Origin of the sequence: Streptomyces africanus, assembly GCF_030816955.1 — a bacterium.
Lineage (GTDB): Bacteria > Actinomycetota > Actinomycetes > Streptomycetales > Streptomycetaceae > Streptomyces > Streptomyces africanus.
Genome location: NZ_JAUSYP010000001.1, coordinates 4,880,840 through 4,906,310, shown reverse-complemented (window position 1 = coordinate 4,906,310; position 25,471 = coordinate 4,880,840). Strand labels below are relative to the sequence as shown.

Here is a 25,471-nt window from a genome sequence, read left to right as displayed (position 1 = left end):
GTCGAGACGGCCGCAGAACCGGGCCGGAGCCGGGGGAACCGAAGGGACACTGTGAAAGAGCTGCGCATCAGGGTGCTGGCCGGCGTCTTCGTCGTGGCAGGGGTGCTGTCCTGGGCGGGCGCCCGGCTGTGGAACGCGGTCGGGACCCTGCCGAGCGTCCCCCTGGCCGCGCCCATCGTCCTGGCCGTGATCGCCGTGGTCCTGCTGGCCACGGCGCTCTCGCTGCGCGCGCGGCTGAAGGCCCAGCGCGAGCGGCAGCCCGACGCCAAGGGCGTCGACCCGATGATGGCGGCCCGCGCGGTCGTCTTCGGCCAGGCCAGCGCCCTGGTGGCCGCCCTCGTCGCCGGCATGTACGGCGGCACCGGCGTCTTCCTGCTGGAGTCCCTCGACATCCCCGCCCGCCGCGACCAGGCCATCTACGCCGGCTTCTCCGTCCTCGCGGGTATCGGCGTCATAGCGGCGGCCATCTTCCTGGAGCGCGTCTGCAAGCTCCCGGACGACGACGAACACGAGGGCACGGGGGCGGCCCCGACCGTGTGACGTCCGGCGTCAGCGCGCCATGATGAGGCTCATCGCCTCGTTCCGCGTCGCCGCGTCCCGCAGCTGCCCCCGCACGGCCGACGTCAGCGTCTTCGCGCCGGGCTTGCGTATCCCGCGCATCGACATGCACATGTGCTCGCACTCCACGACCACGATGACGCCGCGCGGCTCCAGCATCTCCATCAGCGAGTCCGCGATCTGCGTGGTGAGTCGTTCCTGCACCTGCGGACGCCGGGCGTAGACGTCCACGAGCCGGGCCAGCTTGGACAGCCCGGTGATCTTTCCGCTGTGGGCGGGGATGTACCCGACGTGGGCGACGCCCCGGAACGGCACCAGATGGTGCTCACAGGTCGAGTACACCTCGATGTCCTTCACGAGGACCATCTCGTCGTGCCCGATGTCGAACGTCGTCGTCAACACGTCCTCGGGCTTCTGCCACAGCCCCGCGAATATCTCCTTGTACGCCCGCGCCACCCGCGCCGGCGTCTCCCGGAGCCCCTCGCGGTCAGGGTCCTCGCCGACCGCGATCAGCAGCTCCCGTACGGCGTTCTCGGCCCGCTTCTCGTCGAACTCGCCGATCTGGCCCTCGCTGTCCAGCATCACGGGGTCGGTCATCTGGTGCCTCGTTCCTGTGTCCATCACGGCGCGGCCTGCACCTATGGCGGAAAGCCGCGCCCCCCAGGCTAAAACCTGGGGGGCGCGGCATCCATTCCGGGCCCGGTGGGCCACCGGGAGAGCGGTGGTCAGCTCTCGGGGCGGTCCTCCGGGGCTCGCTCGGGCGCCGGGGCGGGCTCCGCCGCGGTGCTCTTCGCGGTGGAGATGGCCGGCGTCGCGCCGTTCGCCCCGTTCGTCAGGGCCAGCTCCTTGGGGGAGAGGACCGGCGGGCGGGTGGACGGCGTACGGCGGGAGGAGCCGGTCCAGGCGGGCCGCGGCGGGCGCTTGACGACCGGGGCGAAGATCTCGGCGATCTCCTCCTTGCCCAGCGTCTCCTTCTCCAGCAGCTGCAGCACCAGGTTGTCGAGGACGTCGCGGTTCTCGACCAGGATCTCCCAGGCCTCGTTGTGCGCGGTCTCGATGAGCTTCTTGACCTCTTCGTCGACCAGCGCGGCGACCTCTTCCGAGTAGTCCCGCTGGTGAGACATCTCACGTCCCAGGAACGGCTCGGTGTTGTCCCCACCGAACTTGATCGCGCCGAGACGCTCGGTCATGCCGTACTGCGTGACCATCGCGCGGGCCAGGCCCGTGGCCTTCTCGATGTCGTTGGCGGCACCCGTCGTCGGGTCGTGGAAGACGAGCTCCTCGGCCGCGCGGCCGCCCAGCATGTAGGCCAGCTGGTCCAGCATTTCGTTGCGCGTGGTCGAGTACTTGTCCTCGTCCGGCAGCACCATCGTGTAGCCGAGGGCGCGGCCTCTCGACAGGATCGTGATCTTGTGGACGGGATCGGAGTTCGGCGAGGCCGCCGCGACCAGGGCGTGTCCGCCCTCGTGGTACGCGGTGATCTTCTTCTCCTTGTCCGACATGATCCGGGTCCGCTTCTGCGGGCCCGCGACCACACGGTCGATCGCCTCGTCGAGCATGTGGTTGTCGATCAGCTTCTTGTCGCTGCGGGCCGTCAGCAGGGCGGCCTCGTTCAGCACGTTGGCCAGATCGGCACCCGTCATGCCGGGCGTACGGCGGGCCATGGCCGACAGGTCGACGTCGGGCGCGACCGGCTTGCCCTTCTGGTGGACCTTGAGGATCTCCAGACGGCCCTGCATGTCCGGGCGGTCGACGGCGATCTGCCGGTCGAAGCGGCCGGGGCGCAGCAGCGCCGGGTCGAGGATGTCGGGCCGGTTCGTCGCGGCGATGAGGATCACGCCGCCCTTGACGTCGAAGCCGTCCATCTCGACGAGGAGCTGGTTCAGGGTCTGCTCGCGCTCGTCGTGACCGCCGCCGAGGCCGGCGCCGCGGTGGCGGCCGACCGCGTCGATCTCGTCGACGAAGACGATCGCCGGGGCGTTCGCCTTGGCCTGCTCGAACAGGTCACGGACTCGGGAGGCACCGACACCGACGAACATCTCGACGAAGTCGGAACCGGAGATCGAGTAGAAGGGAACGCCCGCCTCGCCCGCGACGGCACGCGCGAGCAGGGTCTTGCCGGTGCCGGGAGGCCCGTAGAGCAGGACGCCCTTGGGGATCTTGGCGCCGACGGCCTGGAACTTGGCCGGCTCCTGGAGGAACTCCTTGATCTCGTGGAGCTCCTCGACGGCCTCGTCGGATCCGGCGACGTCGGAGAAGGTGGTCTTGGGGGTGTCCTTGGTGATGAGCTTCGCCTTGGACTTCCCGAAGTTCATGACCCGGGAGCCGCCGCCCTGCATCTGGTTCATCAGGAACAGGAAGACGACGACGATGAGGACGAAGGGGAGCAGGGAGAGCAGGATCCCGACGAACGGGTTCTGCTTGGACGGCGAGACCGTGTAGCCGTCCGGGATCTGCTTGTCCTGGAACTTCGCCTGGAGCGTGCTGGCAATCGTCACGCCCTGGTCACCGATGTAGCTCGCCTGGATCTTCGAGCTGCCCTCGATCTTTACGCCGTTCTTGAGCTCGGCCTTGATGGTCTGCTCGTCGCCGGTGGTCAGCTTGGCCGATTCGACCTTGTTGTCATTGATCGCCTGGACGACCTGGCCGGTGTCCACCGTCTTGTAGCCGCCGGACGAGCCGACGACCTGCATCAACACGACCACGGCAAGGACGGCCAGCACGATCCACATGACCGGCCCACGGAAGTATCGCTTCACGTCCATCCATACGGAGCGGTGCCGCCCCGTCCCTCCTGCCATAGTGAGTTTGATAAAGGCTGTTCTTCGGACGGTACCCCAGCATTGTCACCTGAAGCCGCGCGGGACGACTGGCGATCCGTCTACGCATGCTCCAACGGCGGGAAACCCGCTGGGGTTCCCGATCACCGTCACGGCACCCCGGCCGGAATGTCAGCCGCCGTACACGTGGGGCGCGAGCGTACCGACGAACGGGAGGTTGCGGTACTTCTCGGCGTAGTCGAGCCCGTAGCCGACGACGAATTCGTTGGGGATGTCGAACCCGACCCATTCCACGTCGATGGCGACCTTCGCGGCCTCGGGCTTGCGCAGCAGCGTGCACACCTTGAGGGAGGCGGGCTCGCGCGAGCCGAGGTTGGAGATCAGCCAGGACAGGGTCAGGCCGGAGTCGATGATGTCCTCGACGATGAGGACGTGCTTTCCCTTGATGTCGGTGTCGAGGTCCTTGAGGATCCGCACCACACCGGAGGACTGGGTGCCCGCCCCGTACGAGGATACGGCCATCCAGTCCATGGTGAGGGGGGTGGACAGCGCCCGGGCGAGATCGGCCATGACCATCACCGCGCCCTTGAGGACGCCGACGATCAGCAGGTCCTTGCCCGCGTACTCCGCGTCGATCTTCGCGGCCAGCTCGGCCAGCTTGGCGTCGATCTCTTCCTTGGTGATGAGTACCTGCTGAAGGTCGGCACCCATGTCTTTCGCGTCCACCCGCATCACTTTCGGTCGTCCCTGACTGAGCGGCCCCAACCACCGACTGCTCGGAGGGGGACGTGATTCAGCCTTGCCGAATCACCAGTCTGCCACCCTGCCGCCGGGCCATGACCTTGCCGGGGAGGTTGATGGCACCCTGACCGCGCCAGCCGGTGATCAACCGGTCGACTTCCTCGAGGTGCCGGGCGAACAGCGAACCGGCCGGGGCACCGGCTGCGATGGCGGCCCGGCGCAGCACTCGGCGGCGTACGGCGGGCGGCAGGGCGTAGAGCTTCGCGCACTCCAGTTGCCCGGCGGCGTCGCGGACGGTGGCCTCGGCCTGGGCGGCCCAGGAGTCGAGGGCGTCGGCGTCGTCGCGGGAGAGCTGTGCCGTACGGGCGAGGGCCTCGACGACGCCCTTGCCGAGGGCCTTCTCCAGGGCGGGCAGGCCTTCGTGGCGCAGCCGGGAGCGGGTGTAGGCCGGGTCGGCGTTGTGGGGGTCGTCCCAGACGGGCAGGGACTGGACCATGCAGGCCTTGCGGGCGGTCTGCCGGTCGAGTTCCAGGAAGGGGCGCCGGTAACGGCCGCCGGCCCCCGAGACCGCGGCCATTCCGGACAGGGAGCGGATGCCGGAGCCCCGGGCGAGGCCCAGCAGGACGGTTTCGGCCTGGTCGTCCCGGGTGTGGCCGAGCAGGACCGCGATGGCGCCGTGGCGTTCGGCGGCGGTGTCGAGTGCGGCGTAGCGGGCGTCGCGGGCGGCGGCTTCGGGGCCGCCCGCGCGGCCGACGGTCACGGCGACGGAGTCGACGGGGTCGAGGCCGAGTTCGCGCAGGCGCTGGACGACTTCCGCGGCCCGTACGCCGGAGCCGGGCTGCAGGCCGTGGTCGACGGTCACGCCGCCGGCTCTGATGCCGAGCTTGGGGGACTCGAAGGCGAGGGCGGAGGCGAGGGCCATGGAGTCGGCGCCGCCGGAGCATGCCACGAGCACGAGCGGCGGGGGCGGCGGCTCGTGCGAGGGGGCGTGCGGGAGTGCGGCGGCGGTGCTGTGGTGTTCGGTGAGCAGGTCGTGGAGGACGCGGCGGACCGCCAGGCGTATCGCCGCGACCGCAGGATGGGGACCCATGTCCGGTTCCCTTCATGAAGTTTTCGGGGGGTGAACCCGAGTGTCGGTCACGCAGAGTGTGTAGATGGTGACAGAACCGGGCCCGTTCCCCGAGCATTGCACGCCTACCCCTCGCTCACGGTCCCTCGGACGGGTGATTGGAGGGGCGTTCGCCTGCCGGCGGCCCATTTCCTTTCACGACCCTGCCGCGATGTTCACTACTCGGTCCTGCGATGCACCCGCGCGATCCAGTCCGCCGGTTTGGCGATCTCCGTCTTGGTGGGGAGGGTGTTCGGCGAGGTCCACACGCGGTTGAAGCCGTCCATGCCGACCTCGTCGACGACGGCCCGTACGAAGCGTTCGCCGTCCCGGTACTGGCGGAGCTTGGCGTCCAGGCCGAGCAGCTTGCGCAGGGCCAGGTCCAGGCGGGAGGCGCCCTTGGCGCGGCGCTGCTGGAACTTCTCGCGGATCTCTCCGACGCTCGGCACGACGTCCGGTCCGACGCCGTCCATCACGAAGTCGGCGTGGCCCTCCAGCAGGGACATCACGGCCGTGAGGCGGCCGAGGATCTCGCGCTGGGCGGGGGTCTGCACGATCTCGACGAGCGAACGGCCGCCGTCGTCCTCCTCGGCCTCGGGACGGCCCCCGGCGAGGCTCTGCGCGGCCTCCCGTACGCGTTCCAGGACGGTCATGGGGTCGACGTCGGTCTCGCTCAGGAAGGACTGGATCTCGCCCTCGAGGTGGTCGCGCAGCCAGGGCACGGCCGTGAACTGCGTGCGGTGCGTCTCCTCGTGCAGGCACACCCAGAGCCTGAAGTCGTGCGGGTCGACGTCGAGTTCGCGCTCCACGTGCACGATGTTCGGGGCGACGAGCAGGAGCCGGCCGCCGCCGTTCTCCCCGGCCGGGAGCTGGCGCGTGGCCGGGGCGAAGGTCTCGTACTGGCCGAGGACGCGGGAGGCCAGGAAGGACAGGAGCATGCCGAGCTCCACGCCGGTGACCTTGCCGCCGACGGCGCTCATGACCGCGCCGCCGGGGGTGTTGCCGCGCCGGTCCTGCATCTTGTCGAGCAGGGGCTTCAGCAGTTCCCGGAAGCCGGCGACGTTCGCCCGGATCCAGCCCGGGCGGTCGACGACCAGGACGGGGGTGTCGCGGCCCTCCTCCGTGCCCAGACGAGTGAAGCCCCTGACGTGTCCCTCCGAGGCCTTGGCATGCCGGCGCAGCTCCGCGACGACGGCCCGGGCCTCGTCGCGGCTGACGTCGGGGCCCGGCCGCACGAGCCGGGTCGCGGTCGCGACCGCGAGGTTCCAGTCGACCATGCCGGTTGAAGCACCACCGATGCTCGTCATGCGTCAACCGTACGTGAGCGCCGGCCGCTGGGGCAGGGCGGCGAGGGTTGGGGGACGCTGGGTTCGTTCTCGGGTGCTCGGCGTTGTGGTCGGCGTGCGGGGGTCGACAGCGGCTGGGGTGTCTTCGCCGGTACTCGGCGTTGCAGGCCGTGCCCACCCGTTCCGCCCCAGCGGAACGACTGCCCACGGCCGGGCGGGACCGACTGCCCACGGCCGGGCGGTTAGCCGCAGCCGCAGGCCGCCAGGGTCGTTGCCGCCCTGTCCAGGGCCGTCTGGGCCGCTGCCGGGTCGGTCGTGTTGTTGGCCATGAAGGAGAAGGCCAGCAGGCGGCCGTCCTGGTCGACGACCGTGCCCGCGAGGGTGTTCACGCCGGTCAGGGTGCCTGTCTTGGCGCGGACGACGCCCGCTGCGCCGTCCGTGTAGCGGGCGGTCAGGGTGCCGGTGAAGCCGGCCACGGGCAGGCCGGTGAGGGCCGGGCGGAGCTCGGGGTGGGCGGGGTCGGCCGCCTTGGCCAGGAGGGCGGTGAGGAGGCCGGCCGTCAGGCGGTCGGCGCGGTCCAGGCCGCTGCCGTCCTTGAAGGCGGCTCCCTTGAGGGGCACGCCGAGCCTGCGGAGCTGGGCGTCGATCGCCCGGCCCGCGCCGGCGAAGTCGGCCCGGTGGCCCGTGGCGATCGCCGTCTGGCGGGCGAGGGCCTCGGCGATGTCGTTGTCGCTGTTGGTCAGCATCCGTTCGACCAGCGCCGAGAGCGGGGGCGAGTCCACCGTGGCCAGGGTCTTCGCGCGGGCCGTGGCCTTCGACGGGCCGGGGGCCGTGGTTTTGATGCCGCGGGACTTCAGGAGGTCACCGAAGCGGCGGGCCGCGTCCGCGGCCGGGTCGGTCACGCGGGTGGCCGGGCCGCCGGTCGAGTCGTCCGTGCGGCCCTCGTCGACCATCAGGGGGCTGACGGGGGCGAGGTTCGGGTTGACCCCGATCGGGTGTTTCTCGCTGCCCGCGTAGCGGGTCGTGTCGTAGGAGAGCGTCACGTCGCGGACGCCGCGCTGGGCCAGGGCCGCGGCCGTCTGGTCGGCCAGGGTGCGCAGGTCGGCCGAGCCGTCGGAGGACTCGCGGGCCGTGAGGGTGGGGTCGCCGCCGCCGACCAGGATGACCTCCTTCGTGTCGGGTTCCAGCGCGGCGCGGGTGGTGAGGCGGTGGTCGGCGCCCATCGCGGACAGCGCGGCGACCGCCGTGGCGATCTTCGTCGTGGAGGCCGGGGTGAGCGCGGCGTCCGGGTCCGTGCCGTACAGGCGCCTGCCGGTCGTGACGTCCACGACCGCCGCCGCCGGCCGGGGGCCGAGCGCCGGGTCCTTCAGCAGGGGCGTGAGGGTCCTGGCGAGGGCCTTGCCGTCCGGGGCGGACTTCACGGTGCTGACGCCGCCGAGGCCGGTCAGCACGGGCCCGGCGCTGGGGGCGGGCCGGGGCTGGGCGGGCGCGCCGGGGGCCCGGCCGTGATCTGTGCCACCCGCGCGGCCCAGGGCAGCGGCCCGGTCCCGCTCGGCCGTACGCTGACCCGAGGAGTCCCAGGGGCCGACGGCGGTCACCACACCGGCGGCCAGTGCGAGGCCGGCGGTGGCGGCGCCCGCGGTGTACTGCCAGGTCTTCGGCCGGGTGACCCGCGCGACCTGCGGTTCTCCGGCTCGGACGAGCCGCGCGACCTGCGGTTTTCCGGCTTGGACGAGCCGCGCGACCCGTGGTTTCGCGGCCGCGGCGGCCCTGGCCAGGCGCGGTCGTAGGGCGTGCGCGATCCGCACCACGTGCGGCCTCGCGGCCCGCCAAGGACGCAGCTCCGGCACGACCACCAGCCCCTTTCGCGATCACACACCTGCGTGAGGGACACTTAACCACCAGAACTATGTGTTGATCATGGAGGAGCCACCGGTGGAGTTCGACGTCACGATCGAGATTCCGAAGGGTTCGCGCAACAAGTACGAGGTGGACCACGAGACCGGTCGGATCCGCCTGGACCGTCGCCTCTTCACCTCGACCAGCTACCCGGCCGACTACGGCTTCGTCGAGAACACCCTCGGCGAGGACGGCGACCCGCTGGACGCGCTGGTCATCCTGGACGAGCCGACCTTCCCCGGCTGCCTCATCCAGTGCCGTGCGATCGGCATGTTCCGGATGACGGACGAGGCCGGCGGCGACGACAAGCTGCTGTGCGTGCCGGCGCACGACCCGCGTGTGGAGCACCTGCGGGACATCCACCACGTGTCGGAGTTCGACCGCCTGGAGATCCAGCACTTCTTCGAGGTCTACAAGGACCTGGAGCCCGGCAAGTCGGTCGAGGGCGCCAACTGGGTGGGCCGTACGGACGCCGAGGCCGAGATCGAGCGGTCCTACAAGCGCTTCAAGGAGCAGGGCGGTCACTGACCCCTGCTGATGCTCACGGGCCGTACGCCTGCGCGTGCGGCCCGTTCGCCTGTATGTGCGCATACTGAGGCTGGGGGTACTGAGGCTTACGTGTCGTACAGGGAGCGCCAGGCAGTGACGGACGCGGAGGACCGCAAGCCGAAGTCGGACGAGGCCAGGAGCGCGTTCCAGCCTCCGGCCGGGGCCGCCGTCGACGGGGACATGTCGACGACGTCGGAGTTCGCGATCCCCGAGGGTCTCGCCGTGCCCAAGGTGACCGGTACGGAGTCCGAGGTGACGTCGGAGTTCGCCCTGCCGGAGGGGCTGGACGTCTCGCAGGTGCCGGCGGCGGATCCGGAGGGGTCGGCGTTCACTCCGCCGAGCACGTACAGCGCGAAGCAGGCTCCGACGGCGTTCACCCCGCCGACCGGGATCCCCAAGGTCAGCCTGACCAAGGACGTGCCCTGGCAGGACCGGATGCGCACCATGCTGCGCATGCCGGTGGCGGAGCGGCCGGCGCCGGAACCGAGCCAGCGCGGCGGCGACGACTCGGGGCCGGCCGTGCCGCGCGTGCTCGACCTGACGTTGCGTATCGGCGAGTTGCTGCTGGCGGGCGGTGAGGGCGCCGAGGACGTGGAGGCGGCCATGTTCGCCGTCTGCCGTTCGTACGGTCTGGACCGCTGCGAGCCCAACGTCACCTTCACGCTGCTGGCGATCTCCTACCAGCCGTCCCTCGTCGACGACCCGGTCACGGCGTCGCGGACCGTGCGCCGCCGGGGCACCGACTACACGCGGCTGGCGGCCGTGTACCAGCTGGTGGACGACCTCAGCGACGACGAGACGGTGGTCTCCCTGGAGGAGGCCTACCGGCGGCTGGCGGAGATCCGCCGTAACCGGCACCCCTATCCCGGCTGGGCGCTGACCGGCGCGAGCGGGCTGCTGGCGGGCGCGGCCTCCGTGCTCGTCGGCGGTGATCTGATCGTGTTCGTCGCGGCGGCGCTGGGCGCGATGCTCGGCGACCGGCTGGCGTGGCTGTGCGCGGGGCGCGGGCTGCCGGAGTTCTACCAGTTCACGGTGGCCGCGACGCCGCCGGCCGCGATCGGGGTCGCGCTGACGCTCGGCCAAGTCGACGTGAAGGCCTCCGCGGTCATCACCGGTGGGCTGTTCGCGCTGCTGCCCGGGCGGGCGCTGGTGGCGGGGGTGCAGGACGGGCTGACCGGCTTTTACATCACCGCGTCCGCGCGTCTGCTGGAGGTCCTGTACTTCTTCGTGGGCATCGTCGCGGGTGTGCTGATGGTGCTGTACTTCGGCGTGCAGCTGGGGGCCCGGCTGAACCCGGACGCGGCGCTCGGGGTCTCCGACGATCCGCTGGTGATGATCGGTGCGTCGATGCTGTTGTCGCTGGCGTTCGCGGTGCTGCTTCAGCAGGAACGATCCACCGTGGTGTGGGTGACGCTGAACGGGGGTGTCGCGTGGATCGTGTACGGCGCGATGCACTACGCCGGGGACATCTCGCCGGTGGCGTCCACGGCCGCGGCCGCCGGGCTGGTGGGGCTGTTCGGGCAGCTGCTGTCCCGGTATCAGTTCGCCTCGGCGCTGCCGTACACGACCGCGGCGATCGGGCCGTTGCTGCCGGGTTCCGCGACGTACTTCGGGCTGCTGGCGATCGCGCAGAACGAGGTGGACGAGGGGCTGGTGTCACTGTCCAAGGCGGTGGCTCTGGCCATGGCGATCGCCATCGGGGTGAATCTGGGGTCCGAGATCTCGCGGATGTTCCTGCGGATCGGGTCCGCGGAGAAGCGGCGGGCCGCCAAGCGGACCAGGGGTTTCTAGCGCCGGGTGCCTCTGGGTTCCGGGCTTGGGGTCCGCCGGCGGCCGCGGGCCGGTGGGGGTTGGTCGCGCAGTTCCCCGCGCCCCCGGGAGGGTTGGTTCAGTAGCCGCCGTTGTAAGGGCCCCGCTGCTGGTGGCCGTAGCCGGGGCTCTGGGGGTACTGGTCGTAGTACTGCTGGTCGTCGTAGCCGTTGTGGTTGCCGTACGAGGGCTGCTGCGGGTGCTGGTGGGGCTGGTCGTGCGGGGTGATGCGGCGGAGCTGGGTCGTCGCATCGTCCATGACGGGGGGATGGGGCTGGGCCGCCGGGGCCTCGGACGCGGCGCGCTTCTTCTTGGAGCGGTCGCGGAGGTACTCGATGAGGATCGGGACGACGGAGAGCAGGACGATCAGGACGAGGATCGCCTCGACGTTCGTCTTGATGAACTCGATCTGGCCGAGCCAGTAGCCCGCGAGGGTGACGCCGGTGCCCCAGGCGATGCCGCCGATGACGTTGTACGTGAGAAACGTGCGGTACTTCATGCGGCCGGCGCCGGCGACGATCGGGGCGAAGGTGCGCACGATCGGGACGAAGCGGGCCAGGACGATCGCCTTGGGGCCGTGCTTCTCCATGAACTCGTGGGCCTTGTCCAGGTTCTCCTGCTTGAAGAGCTTGGAGTTGGGGCGGCTGAAGAGCTTCGGGCCCAGGAACTTGCCGATCATGTAGCCCACTTGGTCGCCGAGGACGGCGGCGAGCACGATCAGCGTGCAGACCAGCCACAGCGGCTGGCTGATGTACGTGCCCTCGGCGACGAAGAGGCCCGCCGTGAACAGCAGGGAGTCGCCGGGCAGGAACGCGAAGAGACCCGACTCCGCGAAGACGATGAGCAGGATGCCCGGCAGGCTGAACGTCGAGATCAGGTAGTCCGGGCTGAGCCACTCGGGGCCGAGCGCAAGCGTGGTCACGGGGATGTGGCTCCTGCTGCTGGGGGTACGGGCTGGGGGCTGACTGCTTCAAAGTATCAACGCAGCCGTCATGGCCCAGGTTCCATGGGCGTACTCAGGATGCACTGTGCGCCGTCCCGGTCAAAGCTGTGAACCATGGGCATCGATGAATACGGCGGCGGACAGGGCCCCCGGCCCGACGTCCTCGTCGTCACCACGAACGACGTACCCGGCCACCGCGTGCAGGAGGTGCTCGGCGAGGTCTTCGGGCTGACCGTGCGCTCCCGGCACCTGGGGAGCCAGATCGGCGCCGGGCTGAAGTCGATGGTCGGCGGCGAGCTGCGCGGGCTCACCAAGACGCTCGTGCAGACCCGCAACCAGGCCATGGAGCGACTCGTCGAACAGGCACGCGCGCGTGGAGCCAACGGTGTGCTCGCGTTCCGCTTCGACGTGACGGAGGCGGCGGACGTGGGCACCGAGGTGTGTGCGTACGGCACGGCGGTGGTCCTGGCCCGGGAGTGAGACCCCGCGCGAGCGCGTTTCCGATTTGTTCTGTTTGATCCGCTTATCGTGTGCCCGTGGTCCAGGACACCGAGCAGCAGGCGCCCTCCGTCACTCCGTCGACCCCCGCGCGCGTGCTGCTGCCGTCGGTCCTGCCCGCGGTGGCCGTCGGGGTGCTGTCCAGCCTGCTCCTGGTGGGGGTGGAGGCCGCCGCCGAGCAGCTCCAGGACGTGCTGTGGGAGACCGTTCCGGACGCACTGGGCATCGGCCGGTACTCCGTGGCGTGGATGTTCGTGATGCTCGTCGCGACCGGTGTCGCCGTCGGGCTGGTGGTGTGGAAGGTGCCGGGGCACGCGGGCCCGGATCCGGCCACCACGGGGCTGGACGCGCCCGTCCTGCCGCCCGTCGTGCTGCCGGGGCTGCTGCTGGCGACCGCGCTGATGCTGGCCGGCGGGCCGAGCCTGGGCCCCGAGAACCCGATCATCGCTGTGAACGTAGGCCTGGCGGTCTGGCTGGGCGGCCGGGCCGTGCCCCGGGCGCCGGGCCGGATCTGGCCGGCGCTGGCGGAGGCGGCGACGATCGGCGCGCTGTTCGGCACGCCCGTGGCGGCGGCCCTGGTGATCTCCGAGGTGCTGTCCCGGCAGGAGACGCGCGGCCTGCTCTGGGACAACCTCTTCGCGCCGCTGACCGCCGCCACGGCCGGTGCCCTGACCGTCACGCTCATCGACCACCCGAGCTTCGACCTGGACCTGCCGTCCTTCGGCCGGCCGGGCTGGGGGGACCTGCTGGTGGCCGGCGTGGTCGCCGCGGCAGGCGCGCTGCTCGGCATGTGCGCCGTGCGCGCGCTCCCGTACGTCCACGGCGTCTTCCGCCGGCTGCGGCACCCGATGCTGATGCTCCCGGCGGGCGGTGCCGTGCTGGGCTGCCTCGCCGCCCTGGGCGGCCATCTGACGCTGTTCAAGGGGCTCGACGAGATGGCCGAGCTGGCGCACGACCCGGACGGCTGGTCGGCCGGGGAGTTCGCCGTCATGACGGTGGTGAAGCTGGCCGCGCTGCTCGTCGCCACGTCCTGCGGGCTGCGCGGCGGGCGCATCTTCCCGGCCGTGTTCGCCGGCACCGCCCTCGGTCTGTGCGCGCACGCCCTGGTGTCCGGGGTGCATCCATCGGTGGGGGTGTCCGCCGGTGTGCTCGGGATGCTGCTGGCCATCACCCGGCAGGGCTGGATCAGCCTGTTCGTCGCCGCGGTGCTGATCGACTCGCCGGGGATCCTCGCCCTGCTCTGCGTCGCCTCGCTGCCGGCCTGGCTGCTGGTGACGGGCCGGCCGCAGATGCAGCTCCGGCCGGACGGGACGCCGGTCCGATGACCCCACCCCTCCCCCACCACCCCTTCTGGAGTCCCTCATGCCACTGAACGAAGGCCCCCGCCAGACCGGCGACCGCCGCCTGTCCGTCAACCCCTTCTACGGCCCCGCCAACCCGGTCGGCGACATGGCCGAGGCCCCGCCCACGCACCGGCTCCCGGACCAGCCGATGGCGCCGGTCACGGCCCACCAGCTGGTGCGCGACGAGCTGATGCTCGACGGCAACGCGCGGCTGAACCTCGCCACCTTCGTCACCACCTGGATGGAGCCGGAGGCCGGGGTGCTGATGGCGGAGTGCCAGGACAAGAACATGATCGACAAGGACGAGTACCCGCGCACGGCCGAGCTGGAGCGGCGGTGCGTGGCGATGCTCGCCGACCTGTGGCACGCGCCCGATCCGGCGGCGGCCGTGGGCTGTTCGACGACCGGGTCGAGCGAGGCGTGCATGCTCGCCGGGATGGCGCTGAAGCGGCGCTGGGCACGCCGCAACGCCGACCGGTACCCGGGGGCCCGGCCCAATCTGGTGATGGGCGTGAACGTGCAGGTCTGCTGGGAGAAGTTCTGCACCTTCTGGGAGGTCGAGGCCCGGCTGGTCCCCATGGAGGGAGAACGGTTCCACCTGGACCCGCATGCCGCGGCCGAACTGTGCGACGAGAACACCATCGGGGTCGTCGGCATCCTGGGCTCGACCTTCGACGGGTCCTACGAGCCGGTCGCCGAGCTGTGCGCGGCGCTGGACGCGGTGCAGGAGCGGACCGGGCTCGACATCCCCGTGCATGTCGACGGGGCGTCCGGCGCCATGGTCGCGCCGTTCCTCGACGAGGACCTGGTGTGGGACTTCCGGCTGCCGAGGGTGGCGTCGATCAACACCTCGGGGCACAAGTACGGCCTCGTCTACCCGGGCGTCGGCTGGGCGCTGTGGCGGGACGCGGAGGCGCTGCCGGAGGAGCTGGTGTTCCGGGTGAACTACCTGGGCGGCGACATGCCGACGTTCGCGCTCAACTTCTCCCGGCCCGGCGCGCAGGTCGTGGCCCAGTACTACACGTTCCTGCGGCTGGGCCGGGAGGGCTACCGGGCCGTGCAGCAGGCCGCGCGGGACGTGGCCACGGGCATGGCCGGGCGGATCGAGGCGCTGGACGACTTCCGGCTGCTGACCCGGGGCGACGAGTTGCCGGTGTTCGCCTTCACGACCGCGCCGGACGTCACGGCGTACGACGTCTTCGACGTCTCGCGGCGGCTGCGCGAGAGCGGCTGGCTGGTGCCCGCGTACACCTTCCCGGCCAACCGCGAGGACCTGTCCGTGCTGCGGGTGGTCTGCCGCAACGGCTTCTCGGCCGACCTCGCCGAGCTCCTCACGCAGGACCTGGAACGCCTGCTGCCGGAGCTGCGCCGGCAGCCGCGCCCCTTCACCCGGGACAAGGGCGCGGCCACGAGCTTCCACCACTAGCGGCTCAGCCGCCCGAACCTCCGTACCGCCAGCGGGAAGAACACCGCCAGCAGGGCCAGGGGCCAGACGATCGCCGCCCCGACATGCCCGGGCTCCGCGCCGGGGCTGCCGAACAGGTCCCGTACGGCCGTGGCCGTGTGGGACATCGGGTTCCACTCGACGACCGTGCCGAGCCAGCCGGGCATGGAGTCGGGCAGGGCCAGGGCGTTGGACAGGAAGCCGACCGGCCAGACCAGGATCTGCACGGCCTGGACCATCTCCGGCTTCCCGGCCACCAGCGCCAGGTGGATGCCGATCCACAGCATGGCGAACCGGAACAGGAGCAGCAGGCCCACGGCTCCCAGGAAGGCCGCCGGACCGCCGTGGACCCGCCAGCCCAGCGCGGCGCCCACGCCGGTCAGCACCACCAGGGCCATCACCGACTGGAGCATGTCGGCGGCCGAACGGCCCACGAGCACGGCTCCGTTGGCCATGGGCATGGAGCGGAAGCGGTCGACGACGCCCTTGTCGAGGTCCCGGGTGACGGCGATCATCGTGCCCTCCAGGCCGAAGGCCATGGTGAGCGCGAGCATGCCGGGGATCAGGTAGTCGCGGTACTCGCCGCCCACGCCCCGGCCGCCGCCGACCAGGTAGCCGAACATCAGCAGCAGCATCACCGGGAAGACGAGGTTGACGACCAGTTGGACCGGCTGCCGTCCCCAGCGGGCGAGTTCCCGGCGGGTCATGGTCCAGGAGTCGGTCAGGGCGTGGGCGGTCACGCGTCCTCCTTCACTCGGCGGTCGTCTGCGGTGAGGTGCAGGAACACCTCGTCCAGCGTCGGGCGGCGCAGGGCGACGTCCTCCGCCTCGATACCGGCCTGCTGAAGGGCCCGTACGACTCCGGAGAGCGCTTCCATGCGGTCGGTCACGGGGGCGCTCAGCAGCCGCCGGTCGGTGTCGACGCTGATTCCGGCGAGGGGCAACAGGGCGACAGCGGTCCCCAGTTGGCCGGCATCCCGCAGGACCACGTCGATCCGGTCACCGCCGGTCTCGGCCTTCAGCTCGTCCGCCGTGCCCTCGGCGATGACCCGGCCGGCGTCGACGACCGAGATGCGGTCGGCGAGCTGGTCGGCCTCCTCCAGGTACTGCGTGGTGAGCAGGACCGTCGTACCGCCGCCGACCAAGGAGCGGACGGATCCCCACACTTCGGCGCGACCGCGCGGGTCGAGGCCGGTGGTCGGCTCGTCCAGGAACAGCACCTCCGGTTCCGTGATCAGGGAGGCGGCGAGGTCCAGGCGGCGCCGCATGCCGCCGCTGTACTGCCGGACCGCCTTGCGGCCGGTGTCGGCCAGGCCGAAGCGCTCCAGGAGTTCACCGGCACGCGCGCGTGCCCGCCGCGCGCCCAGGTGGTGCAGCCGGCCGAACAGCTCCAGGTTCTGCCGGCCGCCGAGCTCCTCGTCGAGCGCGGCGTGCTGGCCGAGCAGACCGATGCGCAGCCGGACCTCGTACGCCTCGCGCACCACGTCGTGCCCGGCCACCTCGATCCGGCCCGCGTTGGGGCGCAGCAGCGTGGACAGGATCCTCACCAGGGTGGTCTTGCCCGCGCCGTTCGGGCCGAGCACCCCGTGCACCGTGCCGCGCGCGACCGTGAGGTCGAGCCCGGCCAGTGCCTTCTTGTCGCCGTATCTCTTCTCCGCGCCTTCGACGGTGATCGCCGTGTCGGCCACAGGGACTCCCTCGCTAGTCAAACTTGACTACAAGCGCGAACGTAACTCCGCCCGTGCCATTCGTCAAATTTGATTAGAGAGCGTCCCCGGGGTGCGGCTTTCCCGTGGCGTACGGGTTCTCCTCACCCTCGGCCAGGATCCCGACGAACGGGTCGCCCTCGTCGGCGAAGGTGTAGGCGCCGCCCTCGATGCGCTCGATGAGACCGCGGGTCCACTCGGCCTCGGAATCGGCCGTGTGGACCCACATGTTCATGATCTCGCCGATGTGGCCCAGCTGACCGGGCCCCTCCTCGGGGACGTAGTGCTCCAGGACGGAGGCCCGCCACTGCTCGATCCGCAGGGTGCGCTCCTTCAGCAGCGCGACCGCCTCCGCCCGCGGCAGGTCGACGACGAAGCCGACGGCGGCCGTCTTCACGTCCCCCCGCTGGTCGTACGTGACCAGCGCCTCACGCAGCAGCCGGAAGTACTCCTCGGTGCCCTGCCCGGTGATCTCGTACTCCGTGCGCGGCGGGCCGCCGGCCGTGGACGGGGCGGTCTCGTGCGCGTGCAGCAGTCCCTGCTTCGCCATCTGCTTCAGGGCGTGGTAGATCGAGCCGGGCTTGGCGTTGGACCACTCGTGCGCGCCCCAGTACTCCAGGTCGTTGCGCACCTGGTAGCCGTGGGCCCGCCCGTGCATGCGGACCGCGCCGAGCACGAGGAGACGGATCGCTGACATGCGGCCCAGGTTATGACCCGGCCGCCACCTGCTGCTCCTCGGCCACCAGCTCGAAGGCGGTCCTGCCGTCCAGCGACTCCCGGATGATGTCGGCGTGGCCGGCGTGCCGGGCCGTCTCGCGGATGAGGTGGAGGCACAGCCAGCGGTGGGAGACCCGGCCGTCCGGCGGGAACCAGGGCTGAGCCGGCAGCGCGAAGGTGTCGTCGAGGCTCGGCACCGAGCGGATGTACGCCTCCGTCTCCGCGGCGACCTTCTCCCAGTACGCCAGCTGCGAATGGACGGTCTCCCCCTCGACCAGCCGGAAGCACTCGTGCCAGTTGCTCTGGTCCCGCACGACGGCCGGCGGCTCGCCCTTGGCCAGACAGACCCACATCTGCTCGACCTCGGCGACGTGCTTGACCAGCCCGGCGAGGGACAGCTCACTGGCGCTGGGACGGGAGCTCGCCTGCTCGTCGGTCAGCCCAAGCACCGCCCGACGGATGCCGCCGCGCTGCTCCTCGATGAAGGCCAGCAGCGCTCCGCGCTCGTCGCCGTGTGCCTCCGCGGGAACGTGAGTGACCATGACCGCCGCCTTTCGCCGGATCCGGGGGCCTGTCCCCCGACAACGACAAAGCTACGGACCCTTGCGGTCAGGTTCTGTCCGCAAGGGCCAGGCAGACCGAAAGGATCAGAACGGGAACCGGCTCCGGCCGTGCTGCACCGAGATCCACTTGGTCGTGGTGAAGGAGTCCAGCATCGTCTCGCCGTTGAGCCGGCCGAGGCCCGAGTGCTTCTCGCCGCCGAACGGGACGATCGGCTCGTCGTGGACGGTGCCGTCGTTCACGTGGAACATGCCCGTGTCGATCTGCTTGGCGAAGTTCACGCCCCGCTCGATGTCCGCGGTGTGCACGGCGCCGCTCAGGCCGTACGGGGTGTCGTTGACGAGGCGTACGGCCTCCTCCTCGCCGTCGAACGGGACGAGGAACGCGACCGGTCCGAAGACCTCCTGCCGCAGCAGGGGCGAGTCGGCGGGCAGGCCGGTCAGCACGGACGGCTCGACGAGGTTGTCGGTCCGCCCGCCGCGCACCAGGGCCGTGGCGCCCTCGGCGAGGGCCTGCTCGACCACGCCCGCGACGGCGTCCGCCTGCGAGGAGTTGATGACCGGGCCGATGACGGTCTCCGGGTCGCGCGGGTCGCCCGCCTTGAGGGTCTTCACCTTGGCGACGAACTTCTCGGTGAACTCGTCGGCGACGGACCGGTCGACCAGGACGCGGTTGGCGGCCATGCAGACCTGGCCCTGGTGGACGTACCGGCTGAAGACGGCCGCGTCGACCGCGTAGTCGATGTCGGCGTCGTCGAGGACCACCAGCGCGCTGTTGCCGCCCAGTTCGAGGACCGAGCGCTTGAACTGCCGTGCGCAGACGGTCGCCACGTGCCGGCCGACCTGGTCGGAGCCGGTGAAGGAGATGACCTTGGGCACCGGGTGCTCCAGGAAGGCGTCGCCGATCTCCGCGATGTCGGTGATGAGGACGTTCAGCAGACCGCCGGGCAGCCCCGCGTCCTCGAAGATCTTCGCGACCAGCGAGCCGCCGACGACCGGCGTGTTCTGGTGCGGCTTGAGCACCACGGCGTTGCCGAGCGCGAGCGCCGGGGCGACGGACTTGATCGAGAGCAGGAACGGGAAGTTGAAGGGGCTGATCACGCCCACGACACCGACCGGCACGCGGTAGACGCGGTTCTCCTTGCCGTCCACCGGCGAGGGCAGGATCCGGCCCTCGGGGCGCAGCGCCAGCTGGACCGCCTCGCGCAGGAACTCCTTGGCCAGGTGCAGTTCGAAGGCGGCCTTCAGACGCGTCCCGCCGAGCTCGGCGATGATCGCCTCGGATATCTCGGCCTCGCGCTCCTCGATGAGCCTCAGAGCCTTCTCGAAGACGGCACGGCGGGCGTAGGGGTTGGTCGCGGCCCACTGCTTCTGGGCCCGGGCGGCCGCCCGGTACGCCTGATCGACCTCGTCGACCGTGGCTATGGTGATCGACGCCAGCTTCTCGTCGTCGTACGGGTTGAAGTCGATGATGTCCCAGGAGCCGGTACCCGGGCGCCACTCACCGTCGATGTACTGCTGTGCAAGGTCGGTGAAGTAGGACGACGACATGTGATCCCTCGATCCCTAGCAGACCTTCGATCGCGCCATCACGATCTGATCACACGTCATCGTACTGACGTTTCGGGAGAGTTGGAGGTTTCAGGAGAGTTGGAGGAGCCCCCGGAGAAGGTCCCGGCTCTCCGACGGGCCCGGGCTGTCGCTCTGGAGTTCCTTGAGCGCCTTCTCGTACTGGGCGACGTCCTCGGGCTTGTCCAGGTACAGCGCGCTGGTGAGCTGCTCCAGGTAGACGACGTCCGAGAGGTCGGACTCCGGGAAGCTGAGGATCGTGAACGCGCCACTTTCGCCGGAGTGGCCGCCGAGGCTGAACGGCATGACCTGGAGGCGTACGTTGGGCCGCTCGGAGATCTCGATGAGGTGCTGGAGCTGGCCGCGCATCACCTCGCGGTCGCCGTAGGGGCGGCGCAGGGCGGCCTCGTCCAGGACGATGTGGAAGTCGGGCGCCCTCTCGTCGACGAGGTACTTCTGCCGCTCCAGCCGCAGCGCCACGCGCCGCTCGACATCGGCCTCGCTCGCGCCCTGCATGCCCCGCCGGACCACCGCGTGCGCGTACGCCTCGGTCTGCAGCAGGCCGTGCACGAACTGCACCTCGTACGCCCGGATCAGCGAGGCGGCGCCTTCCAGGCCGACGTAGGTGGGGAACCAGCTCGGCAGCACGTCCGAGTAACTGTGCCACCAGCCCGCGACGTTGGCCTCCTTCGCCAGGGACAGCAGGGAGGCGCGCTCCTGCTCGTCCGTGATGCCGTACAGCGTGAGCAGGTCCTCGACGTCCCGGGTCTTGAAGCTCACCCGGCCCAGCTCCATCCGGCTGATCTTCGACTCGGAGGCGCGGATCGAGTAGCCCGCCGCCTCGCGCGTGATGCCCCGAGCCTCACGCAGTCGCCTGAGTTGTGATCCGAGCAGCATGCGCCGCACCACCGATCCCGGCTCTCCCGCGCTCACGTTCGCCAGCCTCCCCAACGTCTTCAGGGGCCGAAGTCTGCCACTAAAACACTCCGAGCAGTACTCGTCCGGTTACGGAAACGGAATCGAGACAGCGGACGCACGCGCGCGGAGTCAAGAAAGTGGCAAGCGAACAGGCAGACAAGGGCGTGAAGATGACGGAAAAAATGACCAACAAGCGGTACGGGACAACTCATTCCGGTCACGTGCACGTGCATCTGCCCTTGCATCTGCTGTACGCATCCGAAACCATGGTCCCGCACCACCGCCGCATCGCACCGACCGCGAATTCCCGGGAGTGCCTCGCATGGGGACGAATGGATCGACCATGCTCGAGCCGTTACGGCAGGGCCTTCCGCCGCTGGATCCCGCGGCCGTGTCCGATGCCGCCTCCTGCGCTCTGCCCGCCCGCTACGAAGCGGTGCGCGAAGCACGGCGGTTCACGCGCAGAACTCTCGACCAGTGGGACATGGGCGACCGTTTCGACGACGTCTGCCTGGTGGTCTCGGAACTGGTCACCAACGCCCTGCGACACGGCCTGCCCGGGAGTACCCGGTGCGTCACCGGTCAGGAGCCGCCCGTCCGGCTGCACTTGATGCGCTGGACCGAGCGCCTGGTGTGCGCGGTGCGCGATCCCAGTCACGACAGTCCCGTCGCGCGGGAGACCGACGACTTCTCGGCCGAGTCGGGCCGGGGGCTGTTCCTCGTCGACTCCTTCAGCGACAGCTGGGGCTGGCATCCGCTCGCGGGCGCGCTCAGCGGCAAGGTGGTCTGGGCGCTGTTCCGGCTGCCGCGGCCCGACGCGGGGCCACACGCGGAATGAGAAACCGCGGCGCTTCCTCGCGCCGCGGTTCTACGCGCGTCGCGGCGCGTTGAGTACCGATTGCCCCGTTATGTAAGGGGCCTGGCGGGCCGTCAGCCTCCGACCAGGTGGTCGAACTCGCCGTCCTTCACGCCCAGCAGCATGGCCTCGATCTCCGCACGGGTGTAGACCAGTGCGGGGCCGTCCGGGAAGCGCGAGTTGCGGACGGCCACGTCACCGCCCGGCAGCCGGGCGAACTCCACGCACGAGCCCTGCGAGTTGCTGTGCCGGCTCTTCTGCCAGGCCACACCCCGCAGCCCGGCGGCCGCCATACCGTTGTACACGTCGTGGTCCACAGGTCGCTCCCCGGTGGTGCACTGGCTGGTGTGGCCATTGATGCAGCGGTCAACTGACCCGGATCATAGCCCTGTTCATGTGCAGATGCATGGGCAGATGCACGTGCACGGCGGGTGGTCCTCCGGTTACAGCGTTGACGACTGCTTTACCGAAAGCTCTTGCCTGTTTGACGGGACTGCCCGGCCGCGCGTTCCCGGCCACCGGCGACGAAGTCGGCGGGTTCGGCGGAGGTGTCGTGGAGGCGGAGCATCCGTTCGGCGGCGGGGACGGGCGCCGGGACGGCGGCGGGACCGGAGAAGTGGGAGCTGGGGCGCGGAGTCCGGGGCCTCGGGCGGGACCGTACGGCCTCCATGCGGAAGGCGACCGCCGCCTGCGGGAGCAGGAGGAAATGGGCCGCGCGCAGGACCGTGCCGTCCTTCTTGGGGCCGGTGCCGGGGTCGCATCATCGCCGGACAGGCGCTCGGCCGCCCGGCCCTGACGGACCGCCCGGTGTGCGCCTCCTGCGGCCTCGGGACAGATGCATGCGGTTCCCCACCCGTCAAGCGTGGGGAACCTCACGCGGGTTGGGGGGTCAGCGGCTGGCGTAGGGCAGCAGCGCCATCTCGCGCGCGTTCTTGATCGCCCGGGCCAGCTGCCGCTGCTGCTGGGCCGACACGCGGGTGACCCGGCGGCTGCGGATCTTTCCGCGGTCGGAGATGAACTTCCGCAGCAGGTCGGTGTCCTTGTAGTCGATGTACTCGATCCCGGCCTGGTCCAGCGGGTTGGGGCGGTTCTTGACGGGCTTGCGGTCGATCTTGCGGGGCATCGGGTCAGACCTCCAGGAGGGAGTCGAAGGCGTGCGGCAGCCGCTGCCAGGCGTCGCGCCCGGCCGCGTACTCGGCGTCGGTCAGCAGGCAGGACTCCAGCAGCCGCTCCAGGCCGTCCCGGTCGAGGCCGGGCGAGGTGAAGACCAGGTGCTGGCCGCGGTCGCCGTGCTCGGGGTGCCAGTCCAGCGAGGCCGCGGCGCGGCGCACCGGCGGGACCATCTCCCAGGCCGCGTCCGGCAGGGAGGCGAGCCACGGACCCGCGCTCTCCACGCACAGGGCCCCGCCCGCCGCGTCCCAGTGGAACAGCGTGTCGGGCTTGTCGGCGAGCCAGAACCGGCCCCGGCTGCGGGCGGCCGCGCAGGTCAGGTCCTCCAGGGCGGCGTAGAGCCGCTCCGGGTGGAAGGGACGGCGCTGCTGCCAGACCAGGGTGGAGACGCCGTGCGCGTCGGCCTCGGCGGGGAGCAGGGCGCAGGCCGGGTGCTGGGCGGCCGCCGCCGACTCCACGTCGAAGCCGGCCAGGGCGGCCTCGGCCAGCGGGGAGAGCGGGCGGCGCCGCGGGGCCGGCACGGTCAGGCCGTCGGCCCCGTCCTGCGCGAAGGCGCCGGGCGCGGGTGCGCCCGCCAGGTCGCCGTGGCCGATCGGGACCTGGCGGGCCGTCGGGTGCAGCTGCGCGAGCAGCTCGCGGTCCTCGTCGTCGGCCTCGGGGGACTCGGCGATCGCGAGGACGGGGGCGTACTCCAGCTGGCGGGCGAAGGTGTCGGCGACTGTGCGCTGGTCGGTTGCGGCGGCGGCGAGACCGCCGTCGGCCAGGTCGTCGCCGTTGCCCAGGTACGGCAGGACCAGGGCCGGGTCGACGGCGGTGATCACGCCGGTGACGGTGAGCCCGCCGGCCGTGACGACCTCGGCCATGGCCTTGGGCTCGACGGAGTCCCACAGCTCGACGACGGCGAGCGGCGTCCGCCCGGCCTCCGCGAGCCGCTCCAGCTCCGGGACCAGGTCCTCGCGCAGGGCGCAGCAGGCACAGTCGTTGACGAGCGGCGCCTCCCCCGCGTCCAGGACGCCGGTGGCGTCCCGGACGGTCCGTACGACGGTGCCGGCCGCGGCCGTCGCCAGGTCGTGGTGGAGCGCGACGCTGCCGGGCACGTCGGCGAGCAGCCGGGCCACGGCCGCCCTGCGGGCGTCGGCGTGCAGCCCGCCGACGATCACGACGGAGAGCCCAGAAGGGACAGCCACGGTGCTCAGCCCTTCTTTCCGTACCGGCGCTCGAAGCGCTCGACGCGTCCCGCGGTGTCCAGGACGCGGGCGGTGCCGGTGTAGAAGGGGTGGCTGACGTCGGAGATCTCGACGTCCACGACCGGGTAGGTGTTGCCGTCCTCCCACTCGATCGTCTTCTCGCTCGTCATGGTCGAGCGGGTGAGGAAGGCGTAGTTCGCGGCACGGTCGCGGAAGACGACGGGACGGTAGTCCGGGTGGATTCCCTCGCGCATGGTCAGCGCTCCTCTCGGAAGTCGACGTGGCGGCCGACGACCGGATCGAACTTGCGCAGGGTCAGTCGGTCCGGGTCGTTGCGACGGTTCTTGCGGGTCACGTAGGTGTAGCCGGTCCCGGCCGTGGACCGGAGCTTGATGACCGGCCGGAGTTCGTTGCGTGCCATGCCGCTATGCTACTGAAAATGAATTCCATTTACATCTCCTGAGCCAGAGAGGTACGTCACCACATGTCCGCGCACTGCATGCTGACCGGCACCCAGCCCGGCTTCGGCAACCGCATCTCGCACTCCCACCGGCGCACGTCGCGCCGGTTCGACCCCAACATCCAGTCCAAGCGCTACTGGCTGCCGAGCGAGGGCCGGTACGTACGCCTGCGGCTGAGCGCCAGGGCGATCAAGACCGTCGACACGATCGGGGTCGAGGCGGCCGTCGCCCGGATCCGCGCCCGGGGAGTGAAGGTCTGATGGCGAAGAAGAGCAAGATCGCGAAGAACGACAAGCGGCAGGAGGTCGTCGCGCGGTACGCCGCCCGGCGGGCCGAACTGAAGGAGATCATCCGGCGGCCGTCCTCCACGGACGCCGAACGGCTCGCCGCGCAGGCGGAACTGCGCAGGCAGCCGCGCGACGCGAGCCCTACGCGGGTGCGCAACCGGGACCAGGTGGACGGGCGTCCGCGCGGGTACTTCCGGGCGTTCGGGCTGTCCCGGGTGAGTCTGCGGGAGCAGGCGCATGCGGGGTATCTGCCGGGGGTGCGCAAGTCGTCCTGGTGAGGCGGGGGCTTGCCGGCGCCGGGGCCCGGCGCCGGCCGGCCGGTAAGCGGCCCTCGGGGGTTCGCCCCGGGGTCTCTTGACCGGCCCTGGTAGCTTGCTGCGGGTTCCGGGAATTGCCGGCGGGCCGCGCCGGGGCCGGTCGGACGGCTACAGCTTGGGGGCTTGCAGTGAACTCGGTGATCTTCTCGCGTCGCCCGGGAGCGAGTCGGCGGATGCCGGTGCGGGTCGCGGCGGCGGCCGCGGGACTGGCGGGCGTGCTCGTGCTGTCCGCGTGCAGCGACGACGGCGGCTCCGGGGACGACTCGGCGTCCAGCCCGGCCCCGTCCGCCACGGCGTCCGCCGGAACGGGCAGCGACTCCGGCTCGGGCGCCGGTTCCGGTTCCGACGGGTCGGCCGCCGACGAGCTCGCGGGCAGCTGGCTCGCCACGACCGACGGCAAGGCCGTGGCCCTGGTGATCACCGGCAAGCAGGCCGCGCTCTTCGCCACCGGCGGCAGTGTGTGCACCGGCACCGCGGGCGAGCAGTCCGGGATGCGGATGATCCGCCTGAAGTGCACGGACGGCAGCAAGGACCGGACGACCGGCATGGTCGACTCCGTGAACGGCCGGAGCCTCAAGGTCACCTGGAAGGGCGGCCTCGGCGCGGAGACGTACCAGAAGGCGGAGGGCGGGAAGCTGCCGACGGGGCTGCCGACGGGGGGCCTCGGGTAGGAACGCGGGGCTTTGCCGGGCGGGGGTTCACCCGGCGGAAGTTCACCCGGCCGGTGTTTTGGGAGGCCGCCCCGGCGGGCGGCCTGCCCAGGTGC

The 25,471-nt window shown here is 71.1% G+C and carries 28 protein-coding genes; 10 read left to right on the top strand and 18 right to left on the bottom strand.

Translation table 11 applies throughout. From position 1 onward, the window contains the following. Nucleotides 1–51: 51 nt before the first annotated feature. Nucleotides 52–540 (top strand): DUF3180 domain-containing protein, encoded by a 489-nt coding sequence (locus QF034_RS22835; protein ID WP_307176713.1) that lies wholly within the window; start codon nt 52–54, stop codon nt 538–540. Nucleotides 541–549: 9 nt separating this feature from the next. Here QF034_RS22835 and folE read toward each other — a convergent pair whose 3' ends face one another. From folE to dacB, 6 genes are all read right to left on the bottom strand, one after another. Further along, nucleotides 550–1,155, bottom strand: coding sequence for a GTP cyclohydrolase I FolE (gene folE, locus QF034_RS22830; RefSeq protein ID WP_307176712.1), 606 nt, complete (start codon nt 1,153–1,155; stop codon nt 550–552). A gap of 128 nt (nt 1,156–1,283) precedes the next feature. Beyond that, nucleotides 1,284–3,323: an ATP-dependent zinc metalloprotease FtsH gene (ftsH, locus tag QF034_RS22825; RefSeq protein WP_307176711.1), complete on the bottom strand. Its 2,040-nt coding sequence runs from the start codon at nt 3,321–3,323 to the stop codon at nt 1,284–1,286. Nucleotides 3,324–3,509: 186 nt separating this feature from the next. Further along, nucleotides 3,510–4,070, bottom strand: coding sequence for a hypoxanthine phosphoribosyltransferase (gene hpt / locus QF034_RS22820; RefSeq protein WP_020270244.1), 561 nt, complete (start codon nt 4,068–4,070; stop codon nt 3,510–3,512). Between the two features lie 61 nt (nt 4,071–4,131). Further along, entirely contained in the window at nt 4,132–5,169 is a 1,038-nt protein-coding gene (gene tilS / locus QF034_RS22815) for a tRNA lysidine(34) synthetase TilS (protein WP_307176710.1), read from the bottom strand. Between the two features lie 197 nt (nt 5,170–5,366). Continuing rightward, entirely contained in the window at nt 5,367–6,494 is a 1,128-nt protein-coding gene (locus QF034_RS22810; protein ID WP_307176709.1) for an Rv3626c family coenzyme F420 biosynthesis-associated protein, read from the bottom strand. 221 nt (nt 6,495–6,715) lie between these two features. After that, nucleotides 6,716–8,329 carry a D-alanyl-D-alanine carboxypeptidase/D-alanyl-D-alanine endopeptidase gene (gene dacB, locus QF034_RS22805; protein WP_307176708.1) on the bottom strand — a complete coding sequence of 538 codons (1,614 nt, stop codon included), beginning with the start codon at nt 8,327–8,329 and terminating at the stop codon, nt 6,716–6,718. Between the two features lie 79 nt (nt 8,330–8,408). On the opposite strand from dacB, the gene QF034_RS22800 reads away from it, so the two are divergent. Next, nucleotides 8,409–8,900, top strand: a complete 492-nt coding sequence (locus QF034_RS22800) for an inorganic diphosphatase (RefSeq protein WP_003991985.1) — start codon at nt 8,409–8,411, stop codon at nt 8,898–8,900. Between the two features lie 114 nt (nt 8,901–9,014). Beyond that, complete coding sequence (locus QF034_RS22795) at nt 9,015–10,712, top strand: threonine/serine exporter family protein (protein WP_307176707.1); 1,698 nt, start codon at nt 9,015–9,017, stop codon at nt 10,710–10,712. A 97-nt stretch (nt 10,713–10,809) separates the two neighbouring features. Here the strand turns inward: QF034_RS22795 and QF034_RS22790 are convergent, their stop codons facing one another. Continuing rightward, nucleotides 10,810–11,652, bottom strand: a complete 843-nt coding sequence (locus tag QF034_RS22790) for a DedA family protein (protein ID WP_307176706.1) — start codon at nt 11,650–11,652, stop codon at nt 10,810–10,812. A 135-nt stretch (nt 11,653–11,787) separates the two neighbouring features. Between QF034_RS22790 and QF034_RS22785 the strand changes: the two genes are divergently transcribed. The 3 genes from QF034_RS22785 to gad are packed head-to-tail and all read left to right on the top strand — an operon-like array spanning nt 11,788 to nt 14,940. Then, nucleotides 11,788–12,153 (top strand): YbjQ family protein, encoded by a 366-nt coding sequence (locus QF034_RS22785; protein ID WP_010044286.1) that lies wholly within the window; start codon nt 11,788–11,790, stop codon nt 12,151–12,153. Between the two features lie 56 nt (nt 12,154–12,209). Beyond that, the gene (locus QF034_RS22780; protein WP_307176705.1) at nt 12,210–13,496 is read left to right on the top strand and encodes an ion channel protein; all 1,287 of its coding nucleotides are present in this window, start codon (nt 12,210–12,212) and stop codon (nt 13,494–13,496) included. Nucleotides 13,497–13,533: 37 nt separating this feature from the next. After that, complete coding sequence (gene gad, locus QF034_RS22775) at nt 13,534–14,940, top strand: glutamate decarboxylase (protein ID WP_307176704.1); 1,407 nt, start codon at nt 13,534–13,536, stop codon at nt 14,938–14,940. On the opposite strand, the gene QF034_RS22770 is transcribed toward gad, so the two are convergent. From QF034_RS22770 to QF034_RS22745, 6 genes are all read right to left on the bottom strand, one after another. Next, the gene (locus QF034_RS22770; RefSeq protein ID WP_307176703.1) at nt 14,937–15,698 is read right to left on the bottom strand and encodes an ABC transporter permease; all 762 of its coding nucleotides are present in this window, start codon (nt 15,696–15,698) and stop codon (nt 14,937–14,939) included. The two genes, gad and QF034_RS22770, sit on opposite strands and share 4 nt — an antisense overlap. After that, entirely contained in the window at nt 15,695–16,645 is a 951-nt protein-coding gene (locus QF034_RS22765) for an ATP-binding cassette domain-containing protein (RefSeq protein WP_307176702.1), read from the bottom strand. Before QF034_RS22765 ends, QF034_RS22770 begins: the two co-directional genes overlap by 4 nt. Nucleotides 16,646–16,718: 73 nt before the next feature. Next, nucleotides 16,719–17,360 (bottom strand): PadR family transcriptional regulator, encoded by a 642-nt coding sequence (locus QF034_RS22760; RefSeq protein WP_307176700.1) that lies wholly within the window; start codon nt 17,358–17,360, stop codon nt 16,719–16,721. Nucleotides 17,361–17,370: 10 nt separating this feature from the next. Then, nucleotides 17,371–17,922 carry a DinB family protein gene (locus QF034_RS22755; RefSeq protein WP_307176699.1) on the bottom strand — a complete coding sequence of 184 codons (552 nt, stop codon included), beginning with the start codon at nt 17,920–17,922 and terminating at the stop codon, nt 17,371–17,373. 105 nt (nt 17,923–18,027) lie between these two features. After that, on the bottom strand, nt 18,028–19,491 hold the full coding sequence (locus tag QF034_RS22750; RefSeq protein WP_307176698.1) for an aldehyde dehydrogenase family protein: 1,464 nt from the start codon (nt 19,489–19,491) through the stop codon (nt 18,028–18,030). Nucleotides 19,492–19,581: 90 nt separating this feature from the next. After that, a complete protein-coding gene (locus tag QF034_RS22745) occupies nt 19,582–20,418 on the bottom strand; it encodes a Sco1979 family transcriptional regulator (RefSeq protein WP_503167802.1) in 837 nt (278 codons plus the stop codon). Nucleotides 20,419–20,749: 331 nt separating this feature from the next. On the opposite strand from QF034_RS22745, the gene QF034_RS22740 reads away from it, so the two are divergent. Further along, a complete protein-coding gene (locus QF034_RS22740; RefSeq protein ID WP_307176697.1) occupies nt 20,750–21,265 on the top strand; it encodes an ATP-binding protein in 516 nt (171 codons plus the stop codon). A gap of 92 nt (nt 21,266–21,357) precedes the next feature. On the opposite strand, the gene QF034_RS22735 is transcribed toward QF034_RS22740, so the two are convergent. The 5 genes from QF034_RS22735 to rpmG all read right to left on the bottom strand — a co-directional run bounded on the left by QF034_RS22735 (nt 21,358) and on the right by rpmG (nt 24,061). Then, complete coding sequence (locus QF034_RS22735) at nt 21,358–21,576, bottom strand: DUF397 domain-containing protein (RefSeq protein WP_050810297.1); 219 nt, start codon at nt 21,574–21,576, stop codon at nt 21,358–21,360. Nucleotides 21,577–22,172: 596 nt separating this feature from the next. After that, on the bottom strand, nt 22,173–22,406 hold the full coding sequence (gene rpsR / locus QF034_RS22730) for a 30S ribosomal protein S18 (RefSeq protein WP_020271512.1): 234 nt from the start codon (nt 22,404–22,406) through the stop codon (nt 22,173–22,175). Nucleotides 22,407–22,410: 4 nt separating this feature from the next. Continuing rightward, nucleotides 22,411–23,640, bottom strand: coding sequence for a CobW family GTP-binding protein (locus QF034_RS22725; protein WP_307176696.1), 1,230 nt, complete (start codon nt 23,638–23,640; stop codon nt 22,411–22,413). A gap of 5 nt (nt 23,641–23,645) precedes the next feature. Continuing rightward, complete coding sequence (locus QF034_RS22720; RefSeq protein ID WP_307176695.1) at nt 23,646–23,894, bottom strand: type B 50S ribosomal protein L31; 249 nt, start codon at nt 23,892–23,894, stop codon at nt 23,646–23,648. Nucleotides 23,895–23,896: 2 nt separating this feature from the next. Beyond that, entirely contained in the window at nt 23,897–24,061 is a 165-nt protein-coding gene (rpmG, locus tag QF034_RS22715; RefSeq protein ID WP_010044249.1) for a 50S ribosomal protein L33, read from the bottom strand. 63 nt (nt 24,062–24,124) lie between these two features. Between rpmG and rpmB the strand changes: the two genes are divergently transcribed. The 3 genes from rpmB to QF034_RS22700 all read left to right on the top strand — a co-directional run bounded on the left by rpmB (nt 24,125) and on the right by QF034_RS22700 (nt 25,376). Beyond that, nucleotides 24,125–24,361 carry a 50S ribosomal protein L28 gene (gene rpmB, locus QF034_RS22710; RefSeq protein ID WP_086561587.1) on the top strand — a complete coding sequence of 79 codons (237 nt, stop codon included), beginning with the start codon at nt 24,125–24,127 and terminating at the stop codon, nt 24,359–24,361. Further along, nucleotides 24,361–24,666, top strand: a complete 306-nt coding sequence (gene rpsN / locus QF034_RS22705; RefSeq protein ID WP_307176694.1) for a 30S ribosomal protein S14 — start codon at nt 24,361–24,363, stop codon at nt 24,664–24,666. Before rpmB ends, rpsN begins: the two co-directional genes overlap by 1 nt. A gap of 212 nt (nt 24,667–24,878) precedes the next feature. Then, entirely contained in the window at nt 24,879–25,376 is a 498-nt protein-coding gene (locus QF034_RS22700; RefSeq protein WP_307176693.1) for a hypothetical protein, read from the top strand. Nucleotides 25,377–25,471 lie beyond the last annotated feature (95 nt).